Source organism: Streptomyces nigrescens (assembly GCF_027626975.1).
GTDB lineage: Bacteria > Actinomycetota > Actinomycetes > Streptomycetales > Streptomycetaceae > Streptomyces > Streptomyces nigrescens.
This window is the reverse complement of record NZ_CP114203.1, coordinates 6,152,325-6,170,771: the sequence shown is the minus strand read 5'-3', so window position 1 is coordinate 6,170,771 and position 18,447 is coordinate 6,152,325. Positions and strand designations below refer to the sequence as shown.

Sequence of the window (18,447 nt, the reverse complement as noted above, 5' to 3'; positions counted from 1 at the left end):
CCCTCCGCCTCCCGCTCCCGCTCCCGATACACCTGGGACCCCTCAGAAGCCCCAGACGCCTCACACCCAGCCGCTCCCACCCCATGAGCACCAACCACCCCGTGCGCGCCGCCCTGCCCCTCCTGACACGCCCCCAGCCCATGCCCCCCATCGGACCCACGGTGCCCCCGCTTTCCCCCATGTACCCCATGCCCCTCATGTCCCCCGTGAGACCCACGCTCCGCACAGGCCCCGTGCGCCATGCGGGCGCCCTGCCCGCCGACCACCGCGCGCCCACCGCCGGCCGCCGGCCCGCCCACACCATGGACCCCGACCCCGTAATCCCCCCGGCCCAGGCCACCGCCCGCCGCATACTCCCCCTCGCCCCCGTCATCCTGCTCAGGCACCCACACGCGGGCGAGCTGCGGCAGGACGCGCGGTCCGGCGAACCAGTGGAGATCGTCGGGGTGGCAGACCAGCACCGGCGTACGCGTCGTCGGACGCAGCACCCCGGCCTCCGAGACCCGCCGCCCCACCAGCGAATTGACCAGCGTGGACTTGCCCGCACCGGTCGATCCGCCGATCACTGCGAGCAGCGGGGCCTGAGGAGAGCGCAGCCGGGGAATCACATAGTCGTCGAGCTGGGCGAGCAGCTCGGCCCGGTTGCGCCGGGCGCGGGCAGCGCCCCGGAGTGGCAGTGGAAAGCGTGCGGCGTCGACGCGGTTACGCAGAACGGACAGTGCGTCGATCAGCCGGGGTCGTACGTCCAAGGTCGCCACATGTGCAGAATGCCCAATTTCGTTGGGTTTTTGAAGCGTATAACCCCTCGTGCGCGCCGCAAGAACCCCCACAGATCGGGATAAGTGACGCGCGAGACGTTCGCGACACGTGAGGCGCAGGCATAACGAGTGCACAACACCCGCCGCACGAGGCGCCAAAAGCGGTGCAGGATTCGTACCTGCCTGCGATTATCGGGACCGCTTCACCGAACCTCCACAACGTGCCACGGAGGTGAAGCAACCGGGACGAGGCACCCGGACCTCTATCCTTGTCCGCGGTCCGTGATCCACGTCCACACCCGGCCCCCGTAGCTCAGTGGATAGAGCAGGTGCCTTCTAAGCACTTGGCCGCAGGTTCGAGTCCTGCCGGGGGCGCCAGACCAGACCCTCCCCACGGGGAGGGTCCTTTTGCTGTTCAGGGCATCTGCGGATGCTCCTGTGCAGGCGTCGGCCCCTCCCCCGGTGGTCGGCGAGAGAGCCGACGCCGTCCGGCTGCCACCGGGTTTCTGCGGGTGGCCACGGTGAATACACGGTGATGTTCTCCAAGCTCGTTCGGCGTCTCTCAGAACACACGAATATGCCCCGGTGAGGCACAACCATCCGGCGGCCCCGGCAGTCGTGGTCAGCAACCCGGCCAGCGCAGGCCGGCCCGACAGCTCTAGGGCATTCGTGGCAGCCCACAGAACGAGGTGACCTATGTTCAATCGTGATCCGCAGAAGGCTGAGGCTCGGGCGGCTCAACGCGCTGAACGGCGAGCGTCGCGTGAAGCACAACGAGACGCGCAGAGGGAAGCCAGGGAAGCTCTCAGGGAATGGCGCGCAGATCACCCCGCCGAGACTCAGCTGAAGCAAGCGGCGTTCATGCACCCCTGGGCCACCTCCGAGTGCGGGATCACGACGTTTGGACCTATCGCCGGTGGGCGGGCCGAGTTCTTCAATGCCGACGCGCACAAGGGGTGGACTGCGACACGACTGGTGGCGGGGGTCGCGACGTTGGGCGTCTCAGCGGCTGCCACCGGCCGGAAGAACAAAGGTGCAGCCGCGATCAACGTGACCTTCGGGAACGGCAACGTGCAGAGTTGGAACGTGAAGCCCGATCGAAATGAGTTGGCCGCCGCGAACCGGTATGTCACAGCGTTCAATGCGCTGGCCGCGCAGCTTGCCGCTGAGCAGAAGTAGTTCTCAGCGCTGCTCCCCAGCGAGAGAGGCTCCGTCCCCTCACGGGAGGGGACGGAGCCTCGGCGTCCGCTCAGGATATGTGCAGTTGCTCACGGCCGGGGCACGGCACTGGTGTCAAGCTTCCAAGAAATCTCGGGCCAAGTGCTTTTCCCTACTTTGGTTCGACGCCACCTGCGAATAGGCCGGTAAGCACATCGCTGGGGCTCGCACACCTTCTAAGCACTTGGCCGCAGGTTCGAGTCCTGCCGGGGGCGCTTTCGCCCGTACGGTGTTCAGCCCTCCCTTGTGGAGGGCTTTTTGCTGGTCGGGGGCGGCTTGGTGAGTGCCGCTCGGTGGCTTCGATGCGGGGGGGGAGAGCGGCTCCCTCTCAGGGGCGCCGTGTGCAACGCCGACGGGGCGCCCAGGCCGGCTGTGCCTGGGCGCCCCGTCGGGGGATGTGGCGGGGTCGAGGACCGTCTGTCCGGGGCCTCGGAGTCCGTTTGCGGTTAGCCGCGGGGCCGGCCGGTGGTCTCCAGCTGCTTGTCCTGGGTCTTCGACTTCGCCGCGATGTGCGGGTTGCGGGACTTGAGGACGGCCCAGCCGATCGCCAGGCAGACGGCCCAGCCGGCGCCCACGTACAGCGAGATGCGGCTGTCCGGGTCGATCGCGATCAGGACGGTCACCAGGAGGAGGAACGCCACCGCGATCCAGCTGCAGACCGTGCCGCCCGGCGCCGGGAAGGACGAGGCGGGCAGGCGGCCGGCGACGACCGCGCGGCGGTAGAGGATGTGGCTGATGAGGATCATCAGCCAGGTCCAGATGCCGGCCGCGGTGGCCACCGAGGTGACGTAGCCGAACGCCTTCTCCGGGACGATGTAGTTGAGGATCACGCCGATGCCCATGAGGGCGGCGGAGAGGGTGATGCCCAGGGCCGGGGTCTTGGTGGAGCTCAGCTTGCCGAGGACCTTCGGTGCCTCGGAGTTGGCGGCGAGGTCGCGGAGCATGCGCCCGGTGGAGTACATACCCGAGTTGCAGGACGACAGCGCGGCGGTCAGGACGACGAAGTTGATGATCGCCGCACCGGCCGGGATGCCGATCTTCGCGAAGGCGGCCACGAACGGGCTGACGCCGGGCTCGAATTCCGTCCACTTGACGACCATCAGGATCACGCTGAGCGCACCGACGTAGAAGACGATGATGCGCCACGGCAGCGTGTTGATGGCCTTCGGCAGGGTCTTCTCCGGGTCCTCGGACTCGCCCGCGGTGACACCGACCAGCTCGACGGCGAGGTAGGCGAACATGACGCCCTGGAGGGTCATGAGGCTGGAGCCGATGCCGTTGGGGAAGATCCCGTCGTGGGCCCAGATGTTGGAGACCGCAGCGGCGTCTCCCGCCTGGCTGAAGCCGAAGGTGACGACGCCGAGACCGATCACGATCATGCCGACGAGCGCGGTGACCTTGACCATCGAGAACCAGAACTCGATCTCACCGAAGATCTTCACCGAGATCAGGTTGGCCACGAACAGCACGACCAGGAAGACCAGCGCGGTGACCCATTGAGGGATTTGTGGGAACCAGAAGTGCACGTAGATCGCGGCGGCCGTCAGCTCGGCCATGCCGGTGACGACCCACATGAGCCAGTACGTCCAGCCCGTTACGAACCCGAAGAAGGGGCCGAGGAACTCGCGGGCGTACTCCGAGAAGGAACCCGACACCGGGCGATACAGAAGCAGCTCACCGAGCGCTCGCATGATGAAGAAGACGATCACGCCGGCGAGGGCGTACATGAGGATGAGGCTGGGCCCGGCCTTCGCGATGTTCGCGCCCGCGCCCAGGAAGAGACCGACGCCGATGGCGCCGCCGATGGCGATCATCTGGACCTGACGGCTGCCGAGACCGCGCTCGTAGCCCTCTTCCGGTGCCGCGCCCGAGGCTTCGTTGCCGTCGCCGGGGTTCGTGCCGACCTGCGTTGAGGTCATGTGTGGTGCGCCCTTCCGCTCCATGCCGACCCGCGCCTCGCTTGGCGACGGATCGGGTTTCGATCCCCCCGGATGCTGATGGAGTTGCATGCCGGCGATCGGCCGGCTCAAGCGCCCCCTACGCGGACATGGGTGACGTCCGTCAGGCGGTCGTGAAGATGTACCACGGGCGAATTTCAGCCAGCGTGATGCAGATCACGGAGCAGATCGCCCAAAGCGCTCCAGGCTGGGCAAATCATCGGCCGCTGTGACCTAATCGATACGCGGTCCGAGCGGCGCGTCGGGAACGCGCCCACGCATTGCCGATCCTTCGTGGCAGTCAGTACACGAAATTTGTCTGATATTTGGGTGGTGAAGATCGTTCATGGGGGCGGCGAGGGGACGCAGCGCGAGGGGCGCGTGGAAGCGGAAGCCGTCGACCGGGAGGGCGGACGGGAGGGCGGAACGGCGTCGTCAGTGGCGAGATCTAGACCCTGTCCAGCCAACCCCGCCCCACCCCGCCCCACGCCGCCGGCTCATGAAAGCCGTACAAACCAGGCGTAGGCTGGCAGAACGCCTTATTGCGCCGTGAGTGAGCGATGGAGGCGGTGGATGACCGACCCACGCGGCTTTCTCAAGGTCCCCCGTCGGCCCGTTCCGGCTCGCCCCGTCGAGGAGCGGCTGAGTGACTGGGACGAGGTCTACGCGGGGCAGGCGCTGCTGCCCTTGGTGGCTGAGCAGGCGGGGCGCTGTATGGACTGCGGCATACCGTTCTGCCACAGCGGGTGTCCGCTGGGGAACCTCATCCCCGAGTGGAATGCGTATGCGACGCGGGGCAACTGGCGGGCCGCGGCCGAGCGGCTGCATGCGACGAACAACTTTCCCGAGTTCACCGGGCGGCTGTGCCCGGCGCCGTGCGAGGACGCCTGTGTGCTGGCCATCAATGCCGATCCGGTGACGATCAAGAACGTCGAGCAGGCCATCGCCGACCAGAGCTGGGAGCAGGGGTTCACGGTCCCGCATCCGCCGGAGCGGCTCAGCGGGAAGAGCGTCGCCGTGATCGGCTCCGGGCCCGCGGGGCTGGCGGCGGCGCAGCAGCTGACCCGTATCGGGCACACCGTCGCCGTCTACGAGCGCGCCGACCGCATCGGCGGGCTGCTGCGCTACGGCATCCCCGCGTTCAAGCTGGAGAAGCGGCATCTGGACCGCCGTATTGCGCAGATGCGGGCGGAGGGCACCAAGTTCCGCACGGGGGTGGACGTCGGCGGCGCGGCCGATGTCACCGAGCTCCGCAGGCGGCACGACGCGATGGTGGTGGCCGTCGGCGCCATGGAACGGCGGGAGCTCCCCGTCCCCGGGCGTGAGCTGTCCGGCATCCACCAGGCCATGGAGTATCTGACCCTCGCCAACCGGGTCGCCGAGGGTGACTACACCGCGCCGCCGGTCACCGCCGAGGGCAGGCATGTGGTGATCGTCGGTGGCGGGGACACCGGTTCGGACTGTCTGGGCACCGTCCTGCGGCAGGGCGCGGCGTCCGTGGTGCAGCTGGACATCAACCCGGAGCCGGGCGACGCCCGGGCGGACGCCGAGCCCTGGCCGGTCTATCCGAAGGTCTACCGGATCTCCCACGCCCATGAAGAGGCCCGGGGCCGGGCGGGCACGGATCCGCGGTTCTTCTCCTCCGCCACCCTCCGGTTCGAGGGGGACGCGGCCGGGCGGGTGCGCGCGCTGCGTCTGACGGAGGTGGAGCCGACGGCCAGGAGGCCGCTGCCGGACACCGAGCGGGTGCTCCCGGCGGAGCTGGTGCTGATCGCCCTCGGCTTCTCCGGTCCGGAGCGGGGCACCGGGCTGATGACGCAGCTCGGGCTCACGCTGGACGTCCGGGGGAATTTCGCCCGGGACGCCGGTTTCGCGGCCGCGCGGGGCGAGCGGACGGGCGGGGCGGGGCCGGACGGGGCCGCGGCGGTGGACGGGGCCGGGGCAGCAGCCGGGGCCGGGACCGGGGCAGTGGACGGCGTCTTCGTGGCGGGCGACGCGGGGCGGGGGCAGTCGCTGGTGGTGTGGGCCATCGCGGAAGGCCGGGCTGCCGCGGCGGCCGCGGACCGCTTCCTCACCGGCTCCACCGAACTTCCCTCCCCCATCGCCCCGACGGACCGGCCGCTGGTGGCGTGACGCCCGTTGACGCCCGTGACGCCACGAGGCGCGGACCCCGATGCGCACGGCTCACCCCGATGCGTACACGTACGACTCACCCCGACACATACGCGTACGGCTCACCCGGGTGCGTGGGCCGCGCTCGGGGTGGTGGTGGTTGTGCGCGGTGGGGAGTGGTGGGCGCCGGAGGGGACGGCAGGGGCGCGCAGAGCGGGCGGGTGCAGGGGAAGGGCTTCTGGAGCCCCCTCATGCCCCTTTGCTACTGGGCGCAACGCCCAGGCGACGACTTGACTTTGGTCATGGCGATTCAGCCCCGCTTGTTGGGTATTGACCTTCCTGTCCCGTTCTCTCTGTATATGCCAACGTGAATCGTTGGCGGCATGTGCTTGGAGGCGCACCATGGCCGCCCGACCACTCGTCGCGCGTCAGACCAACCAGCGGCTGCGGTCGCTCATCCAGGAAGCCTCATTGTCCAACTCCGCGCTGGCCCGCCAGGTGAACGTCCTGGGAGAGGCGCAGGGTCTGGATCTGCGGTACGACAAGACCTCCGTGAGCCGGTGGCTGAGTGGTCAGCGGCCACGCGGCCGGGTGCCGGCGATCATCGCCGAGGCACTGAGCGGCAAACTCGGCCGCACGGTCTCGACGGAAGAGATCGGTATGGCCAACGGCAACAGCGTGACCTGCGGGGTCGGTCTCCACTTCGCGGCCACGGTGGAGGACGCGCTGGAACAGGTCCGTGAACTATGGCATATGGACGCCGAGTCCAGGGGGCTTTTGTCGCGTTCCGCCATGACCGCCTCGGCGTTGGTCGAGCCCAGCAGGGACTGGCTGATCAGTTCCCCGGATCCGCAGGTCGCACGCAGCTGGCGGCTGGGGCCGCGGGTGGGGGCGACCGATGTGGAGCTGGTGCGGGCGACGACCCAGGCGCTGGCCGAACTCGATCACCGCGTCGGCAGCGGATATGTCCGGCCGGTCATCGTCTCCTGTCTCAGCAGTGTGCTGTCCGGTCTGATGGACGGGAGTTACGCCGAGGCCACCGGACGGCAACTGTTCGCCGCGGCCGCCCGGTTGACGGAGCTCGCCGGATACACGGCCCTGGACATCGGGCAGCCGGGCCTGGCGCAGCGGTACTACATCCAGGCCCTGCGGCTCGCGCAGGCCGCGGACGACCGGTGCTACGGCGGCTATGTGCTGGCGGCCGGACTGAGTCATCTCGCCGTCGGCGCCGGCTGCTCCCGGGAGGCGGTCCAGCTCGCCCGCGCCGCACAGGAAGGCACCCGGGGGCGGGCCCCGCTGGCCGCGCAGGCCATGTTCTATGCGACCGAGGCCCGCGGTTACGCCATGCTCGGGGACGCGCGGATGTGCAAAATACTGGCGGACAAGGCCACCGAGGCGATGGCGCATGTCGTTCCGGGGGACAGTCCCGAGTGGATCGCGCAGTTCGACCGCGCCTATCTGGCCGACGAGTTGGCCCACTGCTACCGGGACCTGAAGCAGCCGCGGCCGGCCGCCCGGCGGGCCGAGGAGGCCCTCGCCCGGCATCCGCGGACCCGGGTACGGCGCCGGGCCATCGATCTGCTGTTGCTGGCCACCGTCTTAGTGCAGGCCGGTGACGTCGAGGAGGGGTGCCAGGCCGCCGTACAGGCGGTGGCGCTGCTCGGCAGGATGAAGACGGCGCTCGGGGAACGGTACTTGCAGCAGTTCAGGGACGAATTGCGGCCCTTCGCCGACACGACGGCGGTGCGCGAATTCGAGACCCTGGTGCAGGAGAGCGGTGTACGGGTGCCCAAGTGACGCCCCGGCGTGGGGCGGACCGGCGGGCGGGGCAGCCGGTCCAGGGGGCACCGACGGCCAGTGGGCCCGTACCGTCCCGCGGGGAGGGGGTGCGGAGCCGGAGCCCGGCCGGCCGTCGGCGGTAGAGAGCCACCCGCGAGGGGTGCAGCGGCAGAGGGGTACCGGTCGCCGGTGGCGATCCGGCCCGCCGCTCGGTGTGTTCCGTCGTGCGAGGCCCGCCGGCCTGAACGCCGGGACCGGCCCTTGTGGAGGCGTTACGGCGCCACGCCGTGCCGTACGCCGGCTGCCAGCGGCACCGCCGCCCACACGGTGCAGCCGCTGTCCGCCTCGACCCTGCGGCCCCATTGCGAGGAGGACTTGGCGACCAGTTCCAGGCCGCGGCCGTGCTCCTGTTCCTGGCCCGGGTGGCGCATCCGTGGCACCGACGGCGTTCCCCCGCGGTCGTGCACCTCGATGTGCAGCTGGTTCTCCGCTCTCCCTATCCGGCAGGTGATACGGGTGCCGGCGGAATACTGGATGGCGTTGGTGAACAGTTCCGACAGGACGAGCAGCACCAGATAGCGGGTGTCCTCGTCGTGTATGCGTTGTCCGTCGAGCCAGGAGCGCGCCAGGCTGCGGCAGACAGGTACGGCCCGCTTCAACGCGGGCAGTCGAAGTACCACTTGCTGCCCGGAACCCCAGCAGTCGGCGGGGACCAGTGAGTTTCTTTCCTCGGGCCAGCCGGCGATATGCCGGGCGGTCACCATGACTTCGGCCGAATGCATTGTGGTGGGTAACATGACTACCCCTTTCGTACATGCCTCATGGACTCCGATGTCGCTTTCGCCTCATGAAGCACTGCCAGCGCCATCGCTCGATCTGTCCTGGCGGCCTTCGGAGTTCGCCGCGCCTCCGGTGTGCACCGGACCGCTTCCGACCTCTTTCCCGCATTAATTCAAGCAGCGCGAGAGCCCGCCCGGGAAGGCGCAGTGTGCAGCAATGGGAGCAGTCGGGGATATTGCCGACGCGAAATACTATCACCATAAGAAAACGGTTGCGCATTATCGGTAATGCCATTGATGAGCATGCGCGGAGACCGTGCCGGAAATTAATTCCGGGAGAATGCGGAAGAAATGCTACCGCTTCGGCGGGGACCTGAACAGGCCGACGCCCGGCGGGTCCGAGCGACCCGCCGGGCGTCGTGTGCCCCGATGAACCAAGGGGCTATGGTGCCGTCAATTCCAGGCCCAGCTGCTCGGCGATACCGGCGGCGAGGGCGGCGAGCGTGGGGTGCTCCCAGACGAAGTTCCGCGGGAGGCTGAGGCCGAAGGAGCGGTCGATGCGGGCCCGTAGCTCCATGGCCAGCAACGAGTCGAACCCCAGGGATTTCAGCGGGGTCTGCGGGTCGAGAGAGCTCTTGCCCAGCCGCAGCACATCGCGGACATGGCCCGCCAGATGCTCCTCCAGCGCCGCCCTCCGGGCCAGACCGGCCGGCAGGGCGGTGAGCTTGGCCCGCATGTCCTCGGTGGTGTCGTCCGGTGCCGGGGCCTGCTCCGCCGGTGCGTCGCCGGACAACCCGCTGAAGAAGGGGAGATGCCGGCCCGCGGGCGGCAGCCAGGTGTCCGGCGGGCCGGGGAGTACCCCGGTCTGCACCCGCCGGTGCGCCAGCAGCGTCTGCAGTGCCGCCAGGCCCTGGTCCGTGGGAATGGTGCGGTAGCCGCGGGCGCTGAAGTCCGTGGCGACCCCGATCTCGCCCCACGGGCCCCAGTTGACGGCCAGTGTCGGCATCCCCTGTGCGGAGCGCCAGGCCGCGAACCCGTCGAGCCAGGAGTTCGCCGCGGCGTAGGAGCCCTGGCCGGGGTTGCCCAGCAGCGAGGCCATCGAGGAGAACGCCGCGAACCAGTCCAGCGGATGCCCCTCCGTGGCCCGGTGGAGCTGCCACGCGCCGGTGACCTTCGGCATCCAGACCCGCTCCAGCTGGTCCTCGGCGACGTTGGCGATCACGGCGTCGTCCAGCACCATGGCGCAGTGCACCACACCGTGCAGCCGGAACCCGTCGGCCACCGCCGTGGACACCAGCCGGCCGGCGACGTCCGGCTCGGCGATGTCGCCGAGGACCACCGACACCTTGGTGGTCTTGCCGATCACCGTGGCGAGCGTCTGCGCGGCTTCGGGGGACGGGGCGGAGCGGCCGTTGAGCACGAGATGGCCGGCGCCGTGGCCCGCGAGCCATTTCGCCGTGGCCAGCCCCAGGCCGCGCAGCCCGCCGGTGACGATATAGGCGCCGCCCTCCTGTACGGGCAGATCCATGTCGGGCAGCACCGCGGGGGCCTCCCCGCTGTCGGGCACGGTCAGCACCAGCTTGCCGACATGGTCCGCGGCCGCCATGGTGCGGAAGGCCGTGGTGGCCTCCGACAGCGGATACTCCGTGCAGTGCAGGGGCTTGAGCCGGCCCTCCTCGAACGCTTCGAGGACCTCCCGCCACACCGTGGCGAAGGTGTCGGGACGGTTGCGCCGCAGCTCGATCAGGTCGACGGTGCTCAGGGTGACGTTGTGCCGCAGCGGCAGCATGCCCAGCGGGGCGTCCGCCAGGATGTCGCGGACCCCCAGCTCCACAAAGCGGCCGAAGGGGCGCAGGGTCTCCAGGCCCGTCCGGATGGCCGCTCCGGACAGCGAGTTGAGGACCACGTCCACGCCCTCGCCGTGGGTCGCCTCGCGGGTGCGTTCGCCGAATTCCAGCGTGCGGGAGTCCATGACGTGGCGGATGCCCATGCCCCGCAGATAGCGGCGCTTGTCCTCGCTGCCGGCCGTGGCCAGCACCTCGGCGCCCAGCAGCCGGGCCACCGCGATCGCCGCCATACCGGTGCCGCCGGTGGCGGAGTGGATCAGCACCCGCTCCCCGGCGGTGAGCCGGGCGACCGAGCGCAGCGCGTACCAGGCGGTGAGGAAGGCGATCGGCAGCCCGGCCGCGACGACCGGTTCGATGCCGAACGGGACGGGGGCCACCGCGTCGGCGGGCACGGTCAGGAACGACCCGAACGCGCCGCCCCGCAGGTCGACCGCGATCACCTCGTCGCCGACCTGCGGGCGTTCCACCCCGTCGCCGACCGCGCTCACCACACCCGCGCATTCGAAGCCGATGCGGTAGCGGACGTCCGTCTCGCCGGGGAGCAGGCCCATGGCCGTGAGCACATCGCGGAAATTCAGGCCGGCGGCGGTGACCCGTACCTCGACCTCGCCGGGCCGGGGCGCGCGCCGTTCGGTGACGGCGTACTCCAGGCTCGACAGATCGCCCAGGTGTCCGGCGCGCAGCCGGAATCCGTCCACCCCGTAGCGCACGGTGCAGGCGGTGGCCGTCTCGTCCTGCCCGCCGCTCGGCGCGGCGTGCTCCAGGCGGGCGACGTACCGGCCGTCGGCGCGCAGGGCGACCTCGTCGTCGTCCGCGTCCGCCAGCAGCTCCAGGGACACCTCCTCGGGATCGGCGTCGTGCGGGTCGGCGTCCACCAGCACCGGCCGGAGCTCGGGGTGTTCCAGGGCGCCGACCCGCAGCAGTCCGCGCAGCGCGGTCTGGCCGAGGTCGACCTCGTCGCCCGGCACCACGGCGCGGGCCCCGCGCGTGACGACGTACAGCCGGGGCGTGTCCGTGGTGGCGGTGATGGCCTGCAGGGCGCCGAGGAGTCTGCGGGTGCGCCGCAAGGACTGCTCGGTGGGCTCCCCGCCGTCCGCGGGGCCGCACACCAGCACCACACCGCGCGGGGTTTCGAGGGTGGCGGCCAGCCGCCCGGTGAGCGCGTCGCGGAAGGTGTCGAGGGAGGCGTCGTCGAGCGGCCGGTCCCAGACGACCGTGCGGGCGCAGCGGGTGCGCAGCGCGGCGGCCAGCGCCTGGGCCGAGCCGTCCGCCTCGCCCACGATGACCCAGCTGCCCGGTGCGTGGCCGCCGTCCGGGGCCGCGCGGGGCGTGGAGCGCCAGCCGATCTCCAGCAGCCAGTCGTCGACCGCCGGGGTGCCGCGGGCGGCCGCGCGCCGTGCGAAGCGCAGACCGTTGACGACGAGCACCACGGCGCCGCTGTCGTCCAGGAGGCGCACGTTCGCCACGATGGCTTCCGGCGTGATCTCGCTGACGTGTGCGTGGCAATACACGGCGGTCGCGGGGTCACCGATGAGGCGCAGCGCCTGCATGCCCACCGGCAGCACCAGCGCCTGGTCCTCCTCGTTGATCAGCGGCGCCACGGCGAGCTGGGCGCAGACATCGAGGAGGACGGGGTGGACCGGCAGCCCGGGAGGCGGACTGCTCGCCTGGCGCGGTACCGCGACCTCGGCCCAGAAACTGTCGTTGTGACGGCCGGCGTTCAGCCGGCGGACACCGGTGAAGGCCGGGCCGTGTTCCAGGCCGCGCCGGCGCAGACCGGCGTAGAGATCGGCCGGGTCGACGGACAGCGGGTGGCGCAGGGCCATCTCGTCGACGGATCTGGGCCGGAGCTCGGGCCGCACGCTCAGCCGGTGCAGCACCGCGTCCGCCTGCGGCTCCCAGTCGCCGTTCTCGTTGCGGGCGAGGATCTGGCACTGGGCCCGGTCCGGTGCGGTCATCGTGACGACGGTGGAGACCTCGGTGTCCGCCTCCAGCCGCAGCAGCTGCTTGAAGTGGACGTCGGTGACCTCCACTTCGTGCGGTGCCGCGCCGAAGACCTCGCAGGCCACCGAGAGGGCCAGACCGCAGTGGGCCGCTCCGGGGAAGACCGCGTTGCCGTGCACCCGGTGGTCGGCGAGCCAGGGCAGTGCGTCGGTACCGGCGTCGGCGCGCCAGCAGTGCCGCACGGGCTCGCCGGGGAATTCGGTGTGGTGGCCGGGCAGCTGGGCGCGGGGGGCCTCGGCGAGAGCCGTCGGCTGCGGGGCGTCGGCCCAGTGGTGGCGGCGGTCGAAGGTGACGGTGGGCACGTCCACCAGCGCGCCCTCGGCGTAGAGGTGCCGCCAGTTGACCGGCACCCCGGCGCAGTGCAGCGCGGCGAGCTGGGTCCGCAGCGTGGACTGGTCGTCCTCGTCGCGGCGCAGCGTCGGCAGGACGACGGGGTCGGTGACGAGACCGGCCAGACTGCTGTCGACGGAGTGGGTGACCACGGGGTGCGGTGAGATCTCGACGTAGACCACGTGCCGGTCGGCGGCCGCGGCGGCCACCGCCTCGGCGAACCGCACCGGGCGGCGCAGGTTGTCGCACCAGTAGTCGGCGTCGAAGGACGGCGTCTCCCCGGGGTCGACGACCGTCGAGTAGAACGGCACCTTGGGCTGCCGCGGCGCGAGAGAGGCCAGCGCCGAACGCAGCGCCGGCAGCACCGGGTCCACCAGCGGACAGTGCGAGGCGACGTCCACCGCGATCGGGAACACCGGGATCTTCCGGGCCTCCCAGGCGGCGGCCAGCCGGCTCACCTCCGTGGTCCGCCCGGCCACGACGGTGGAGTCGGGCGCGGAGAGGACGGCGACCGACACGGTGTCGGCGGCGCTGCCGGCGAGTTCCTCGCGGACCGTGGCGGCGTCCAGGCCGACGCTGAGCATGCTGCCGCTGCCGGCGATATCGCTCAGCAGTCCGGAGCGCCGGCAGATCACCCGGACCCCGTCGGCCAGGGTCAGCGCCCCGGCCACCACCGCCGCCGCGACCTCGCCCATGGAGTGGCCGATCACCGCGGCGGGTTCGACGCCGTACGAGCGCCAGGTGGCGGCGAGGGCGACCTGGAGGGCGAACAGCACCGGCTGCACCGTGCCGCAGCCCTGGACGGGTCTGCCCTGCCGCACCACATCGAGCACGGACACGTCGCTCTGCGCCTTGATGAGCTCGTCGAGCTCGGTCAGCGCGTCGAGGAAGGCCGGTTCGGTCTTCAGCAGTCCGCGTCCCATGCCGGGCCATTGGGAGCCCTGGCCGGAGAACACCCACACCGGCTGCCGCTCGACCGCGGCGCCCACGGCGCCGGTCACCACCGCCGGGTGCCGCTCCCCGGACGCGAACGCCCGTAGCGAGCCGATGAGTTCGCGGCGCGCGGAGGTCACCACGCCCATCCGTCCGCGGCCCGCGCAGCGCCGCAGGGCCAGGGTGTGCGCGATGTCGCGGAGCGGGACGTTGGCGCCGTCGCCCTCCATCCAGTCCGCGAGCCGGGTGGCCGCGGCCGGCAGGACGTCGGGGGATCCGGCCGACACCAGGAAGACATCGGAGGCCGTCCGGGTCGGGCGGCCGAGCTCCTGGCTGCGGGAGGGCCGCGGTTCCGGTGCCTGTTCGAGCACGACATGGGCGTTGGTCCCCGAGAAGCCGAAGGAGGAGACGGCGGCCAGCCGTGTGGCCGTGCGCAGCGGCCATGCGGTCAGTTCGGTGGGGACGAAGAAGCGGGTGCCCCCGGGGGTGATGGCCGGGTTCCAGCGCCGGAAGTGCAGATTCGCCGGGATGGTGCCGCGCTGCAGGCACAGCACGCTCTTGATCAGCCCGGTGACTCCGGCGGCCGGTTCCAGATGCCCCACGTTGGTCTTCACCGACGTCAGGGCGCACCTCCCCGGCCCGTAGCCGTAGACCTCGGCGAGGCTGGCGAACTCGATCGGGTCCCCCACGGGGGTGCCGGTGCCGTGGGTCTCCACCATGCCCACGTCCCGTGGGTCGACACCGGCCTGTCCGAGGGCGTCCAGATACAGGGCGCGCTGGGCGGTCACCGACGGCGCGGCCAGGCCTTCGGACGAGCCGTCCTGGTTCGTGGCCGAGCCGCGCAGCACCGCCAGCACCCGGTCGCCGTCCCGTACCGCGTCGGTCAGGCGCTTGAGCACCACGACGCCGCAGCCTTCACCGCGCACGAACCCGTCGGCGTCGGCGTCGAAGGTCCGGCAGCGTCCGCCGGCCGACAGCATGCCCATACGGGCGAAGGAGCGGGTGATGCGCGGCTGGAAGCTCAGGGTGACGCCGCCGGCGAGCGCGACATCGCACTCACCGGCGCCCAGTGAGCGGCGCGCCATGTGCACGGCCACCAGGGAGGAGGAGCAGGCGGTGTCCAGCGCCACACACGGCCCCTGCAGACCGAGCAGGTACGAGATCCGGCCGGCCGCCACACAGTGCCCGTTGGTGAGGATCGAACCCTCCAACTCCTGTGGCTGACCGGCCAGTTGGTCCATGTAGTCGCTGTAGCTGATCCCGGCGAAGACGCCCGTCTGGGTGCCGTTCATCCGGTCCGGCGGGAGGCCGGCGTGTTCCAGTGCCTCCCAGGTGACCTCCAGCAGCAGGCGGTGCTGGGGGTCCAGGACGTCGGCCTCCCCGCCCGCGACCCCGAAGAAGGCCGCGTCGAAGCCGGTCACCTCGCGTAGATAGCCGCCCTGACGGGGCGTCGGTGCCCGGCTCCCCGGGCCGGGGGCCTCGGGAACCAGGCGCCGGCGCTCCGCGGGCAGCTCGCCGACGGCGTCGCGCGCGTCGACCAGCAGCCGCCACAGCGCCGCGGGCGAATCGGTGTCGCCGGGAAGCCGGCAGCCCATGCCGATCACGGCGACGGGCTCTGTCTCGTGGGTGGGTCGTGACTCGGATGGCGAGCCGTGCATGTCGTTGCTCATCGGGTCTCCGTATGTGGGAGGTGATCTGCCCGTGGTCACACGGCTTCCGGACTGCCGAGGAGGATGGCGTTCTTCACGCCGCCGACCTGGTAGTTGAAGCTCAGCGCGTAGTCGAAGTCGAGCGGGCGGGGCCGCACACCGGGGACGGGGTCGAAGGGCAGCCCGTCGGCCGGCTGCTCGCAGTTGGCGGTGGGGCAGACCTGCCCCCGCTCCATCATCATCAGCGTCATGGCGACGCCCAGGCAGCCGGCCGGTGCGCCGTTGTGGCCGAAGCAGCCTTCCTGGGACGTCATCAGCACATCGCTGTCGGGCCCGTACAGCTCCCGGATGGCGGCCGCCTCGAAGGCGGTGACGACGATGTTGCCGTCGCTGCCGCCGTGGACGTACGGCACCTCGTCGATCCGCCACCGGTCGCCGAGGCAGCGGCGGACGGCGGCGACGAGCTCCGCGCCGGTCTCGTCGGACGCGAGGGGGTTGGCCAGTCCGTCCCGGGTCATGGCGGTGGCCAGCACCTGGCCGTACATGTGCGCACCGCGCCGGGCGGCGTGCTCACGGCTTTCCAGGATCACCGTGGCGGCGCCCTCACCGTGGTTGATGCAGTCCGCCCGCCGGTCGTAGGGCCGCATGAGGGAGCTGAAGGACGGCAGCAGCTCCGGCATTCCGGTGGTGCGGAGGTCGTCGTAGGTCTGCTGCGCGCCGCTCAGCAGCCGCTGGATGTTCTGGATGAGGTGGACGTTGAAGACGTCGACCCCGGTCACCACCGCGACATCGACCTCGCCCTGGGCGATCATCCGCCGGGCGTTGCCGATCTGCACGGCGGACGAGGCGCAGCCGCACGAGACGGTGTAGCAGGGGCCGTTGGACTGGGTCAGCGCCGCCTGGACCAGGGCGACGTCGGAGGGTGTCACGGCTTGTTCGGCCGCGACGAACAGCTCCATGGCGTCCGGTGCGCTGGTCTTGCCCGGGTCCGCGCTCAGCACCGAGAGATAGCTGTCGATGTTCGCGTCGACACCGCCGCGCCCGACCAGGATCGCGGCCTCGCTCAGGGCACCGCCGTAGAACGTCAGCCCGGCATCGGTGGTGGCTTCCGCCATCGACACCAGGCCGAAGCGGTGCGCCGAGGTGTAGTGGCGGGAGAAGAACGGCGGCACGTCCGGGAGGCGTTCGTCGAACATCTCCTGGGTGAGCTCGACCGATCCGTAGTAGACCTCGTCACGCTTCAGGCAGGACTGGCCGTTGGAGATCACGGCCCACATGTCGTCGGCAGTGAAGACCGGCTCCGTCCGGCCGGGCAGACAGAATCCGACACCCGTCACCACCACATCGCGGCTCTTGTTTCGTTCTCCGGAGTTCCCGGACTGCTGGTTCATGACAGAACTCCATCCCTCACGAGGTTCAACATGTTCGTTCTCCTCTGCACATCGCTTTCTTCTGCGGGACGCACAACGCCTACTCGGCGATTCGTGTGCGGTAACACCAGCGGTAGACCGGGACCTGTTGTCCGCCCAGGTCCGCGTACTCGCCGTAGAATTCGAAACGTTCGTACCCGTTGCCCCGGAGGATCCTTATCGGATCGCCCGCATCGTCGTGCAGGTGCTGCGGCAGGGCATTTCCCTCCGGCCCGTCGACGAGGATCACCATTCTTCTTTTCGCCATACTGTTCTCCGGTGTTCTGTCGCAGTGGGTTATGTGGGGGGCAGGCTTCGGAGTGAGGTGGGGGGACCCGGGTGCAGATCACTGCGGGACCGGATACGGCGGGGCGACAACTGCCGTACCGGCCATGAGGGATGGAGCGGCGGCGCCGTGGAGGTCGTCGGCGGCGGGGAAGGCGCGGCGTAAACGGTGACCGTGACGGTCCCGGCGGCGCCCGGGGCAGGCTGCGGGGTGAGGGCCCGCTCAGGCCTTGTTACTGAATTCCGCCGCGATAAACGCGGCAGGACGGGTGCCGGTGAAGCGGGCGGCGGTCATCGTCGCGCTTCCGTTGTCGAGGGAGCGGCCCGCGCCGCGCAGAACGCAATTCCCGTTCCACGAGCGGGAGATGGGGGACTCCACACCAGCGGTTTCGGTGATATCGCCGTCGGCACAAGGGAATTCGGTCCGGATACCGCGAAAGCGGGTTCCGGCCGGTACGGGTCGCCGGCCGGCGCCGGGGGCGGGGGCGGGGACCGCTCCGGCCGTTCCCACCTGTCCAGCCGTTCCGCCGGTGCGGAAATACCGGGCGGATTCCCCGCGGACGGGGAGGGGGGACCGTCCCGCCGGGGAATCCGCAGCGGTGGTGCGCCGGAGCGCGGCGTCCGCGTTGCCGTTGCCGTTCCCGTACGGAGCGTGGGACGGGTGGGTACGGTGCGGTGCCGGCGGCGGCGTGGTGGTGCCGGACGCGGGGGCCGGACCGGCCGCGGTCACGAGCGCGGCTTCGTCACCCGGCATCGGGATCGGGATCGGAATCGGGAGATTCAGGTCACCGCCGGACCGGTCGGGTTCCGGTGCGGTCGCGGTGAGGGCCGGGATCAAGGCACCTGCGCCGTTGACCCAGCGAAGAGTGGAAATGGTTCGCATGAAGCCCCCTGATCCGAATGTGGGGGCCGATCAGCCGGTGCCGAGGTGCCGGCACCGGCTGACGGATCCAAAACCCTCTACCGGGGACGCCCATACGGCATCTCGGTCTGACCGCAACCAGGCGCTGGGCCGGGCCAACGGGTAGGCCAGGTGCCGCTCCCCGGAGAGGATGGGCGGCCCACCGGTTGGATGCGACTAGTTATCCATGCGGCTCGGCGGGCTACAACAGTCAACCGATAAGGCCACCCGTTCGGAGCAGCGCGAAAAGAGGAAACCCGTACCAACTTGCGCAATGGCCTTAGAAGATGCCTTTATTCCACTCATGACTGATGAAGCGTTTGATTGCTCACTGCTCCCGCTTGATCGCGATGTAGAACCGTGTGCAGCAGCAAGCTCGCCGCTTGTCATTCTTGTATGTGGAACACAGCGGGAACCGACGCGCTGTCAATAGCCGACCGCCGCCGGCCGCCGCTGATGGTGACAATGGAAGTCACTTCGGCATCGGCAAAGCCTACGCCGTTTCC

Annotated in this window: 9 protein-coding genes, 1 tRNA gene and 1 pseudogene; 4 read left to right on the top strand and 7 right to left on the bottom strand. The window is 70.5% G+C overall.

Going from position 1 to position 18,447, the window contains the following annotated elements; all coding sequences use genetic code 11:
- Nucleotides 1–370: 370 nt before the first annotated feature.
- Nucleotides 371–758 (bottom strand): annotated as a pseudogene (locus STRNI_RS41770) (GTPase); the annotation flags it as partial.
- Nucleotides 759–1,060: 302 nt separating this feature from the next.
- On the opposite strand from STRNI_RS41770, the gene STRNI_RS27435 reads away from it, so the two are divergent.
- A tRNA-Arg gene (locus STRNI_RS27435) sits at nucleotides 1,061–1,136 on the top strand.
- A 318-nt stretch (nucleotides 1,137–1,454) separates the two neighbouring features.
- The gene (locus STRNI_RS27430; protein WP_277412202.1) at nucleotides 1,455–1,937 is read left to right on the top strand and encodes a hypothetical protein; all 483 of its coding nucleotides are present in this window, start codon (nucleotides 1,455–1,457) and stop codon (nucleotides 1,935–1,937) included.
- Nucleotides 1,938–2,422: 485 nt separating this feature from the next.
- Here the strand turns inward: STRNI_RS27430 and STRNI_RS27425 are convergent, their stop codons facing one another.
- Nucleotides 2,423–3,895 carry an amino acid permease gene (locus STRNI_RS27425; RefSeq protein ID WP_018088354.1) on the bottom strand — a complete coding sequence of 491 codons (1,473 nt, stop codon included), beginning with the start codon at nucleotides 3,893–3,895 and terminating at the stop codon, nucleotides 2,423–2,425.
- Nucleotides 3,896–4,486: 591 nt separating this feature from the next.
- Here STRNI_RS27425 and STRNI_RS27420 point away from each other — a divergent pair.
- Both STRNI_RS27420 and STRNI_RS27415 read left to right on the top strand, forming a co-directional pair.
- Nucleotides 4,487–6,046 carry a glutamate synthase subunit beta gene (locus STRNI_RS27420; RefSeq protein ID WP_277412201.1) on the top strand — a complete coding sequence of 520 codons (1,560 nt, stop codon included), beginning with the start codon at nucleotides 4,487–4,489 and terminating at the stop codon, nucleotides 6,044–6,046.
- 381 nt (nucleotides 6,047–6,427) lie between these two features.
- Nucleotides 6,428–7,822, top strand: a complete 1,395-nt coding sequence (locus STRNI_RS27415) for an NsdA family TPR-like regulatory protein (RefSeq protein ID WP_018088357.1) — start codon at nucleotides 6,428–6,430, stop codon at nucleotides 7,820–7,822.
- A 254-nt stretch (nucleotides 7,823–8,076) separates the two neighbouring features.
- Here the strand turns inward: STRNI_RS27415 and STRNI_RS27410 are convergent, their stop codons facing one another.
- The 5 genes from STRNI_RS27410 to STRNI_RS27390 all read right to left on the bottom strand — a co-directional run bounded on the left by STRNI_RS27410 (nucleotide 8,077) and on the right by STRNI_RS27390 (nucleotide 17,923).
- Entirely contained in the window at nucleotides 8,077–8,601 is a 525-nt protein-coding gene (locus tag STRNI_RS27410; RefSeq protein WP_229838187.1) for an ATP-binding protein, read from the bottom strand.
- A 424-nt stretch (nucleotides 8,602–9,025) separates the two neighbouring features.
- Nucleotides 9,026–15,367 (bottom strand): type I polyketide synthase, encoded by a 6,342-nt coding sequence (locus tag STRNI_RS27405; protein ID WP_277412200.1) that lies wholly within the window; start codon nucleotides 15,365–15,367, stop codon nucleotides 9,026–9,028.
- A 35-nt stretch (nucleotides 15,368–15,402) separates the two neighbouring features.
- The gene (locus STRNI_RS27400) at nucleotides 15,403–16,737 is read right to left on the bottom strand and encodes a beta-ketoacyl synthase N-terminal-like domain-containing protein (RefSeq protein ID WP_109889821.1); all 1,335 of its coding nucleotides are present in this window, start codon (nucleotides 16,735–16,737) and stop codon (nucleotides 15,403–15,405) included.
- Between the two features lie 79 nt (nucleotides 16,738–16,816).
- Nucleotides 16,817–17,023 carry a DUF5988 family protein gene (locus tag STRNI_RS27395; RefSeq protein ID WP_026169412.1) on the bottom strand — a complete coding sequence of 69 codons (207 nt, stop codon included), beginning with the start codon at nucleotides 17,021–17,023 and terminating at the stop codon, nucleotides 16,817–16,819.
- Between the two features lie 240 nt (nucleotides 17,024–17,263).
- Nucleotides 17,264–17,923: a hypothetical protein gene (locus tag STRNI_RS27390; protein WP_274735690.1), complete on the bottom strand. Its 660-nt coding sequence runs from the start codon at nucleotides 17,921–17,923 to the stop codon at nucleotides 17,264–17,266.
- Nucleotides 17,924–18,447 lie beyond the last annotated feature (524 nt).

Excerpts from the sequence above, each read along its gene's own strand:
- STRNI_RS27430 (WP_277412202.1), top strand. The coding sequence starts at position 1,455 with ATGTTCAATCGTGATCCGCAGAAGGCTGAGGCTCGGGCGGCTCAACGC.
- STRNI_RS27425 (WP_018088354.1), bottom strand. The coding sequence starts at position 3,895 with ATGACCTCAACGCAGGTCGGCACGAACCCCGGCGACGGCAACGAAGCC.
- STRNI_RS27420 (WP_277412201.1), top strand. The coding sequence starts at position 4,487 with ATGACCGACCCACGCGGCTTTCTCAAGGTCCCCCGTCGGCCCGTTCCG.
- STRNI_RS27415 (WP_018088357.1), top strand. The coding sequence starts at position 6,428 with ATGGCCGCCCGACCACTCGTCGCGCGTCAGACCAACCAGCGGCTGCGG.
- STRNI_RS27410 (WP_229838187.1), bottom strand. The coding sequence starts at position 8,601 with ATGTTACCCACCACAATGCATTCGGCCGAAGTCATGGTGACCGCCCGG.
- STRNI_RS27405 (WP_277412200.1), bottom strand. The coding sequence starts at position 15,367 with ATGAGCAACGACATGCACGGCTCGCCATCCGAGTCACGACCCACCCAC.
- STRNI_RS27400 (WP_109889821.1), bottom strand. The coding sequence starts at position 16,737 with ATGAACCAGCAGTCCGGGAACTCCGGAGAACGAAACAAGAGCCGCGAT.
- STRNI_RS27395 (WP_026169412.1), bottom strand. The coding sequence starts at position 17,023 with ATGGCGAAAAGAAGAATGGTGATCCTCGTCGACGGGCCGGAGGGAAAT.
- STRNI_RS27390 (WP_274735690.1), bottom strand. The coding sequence starts at position 17,923 with ATGCGAACCATTTCCACTCTTCGCTGGGTCAACGGCGCAGGTGCCTTG.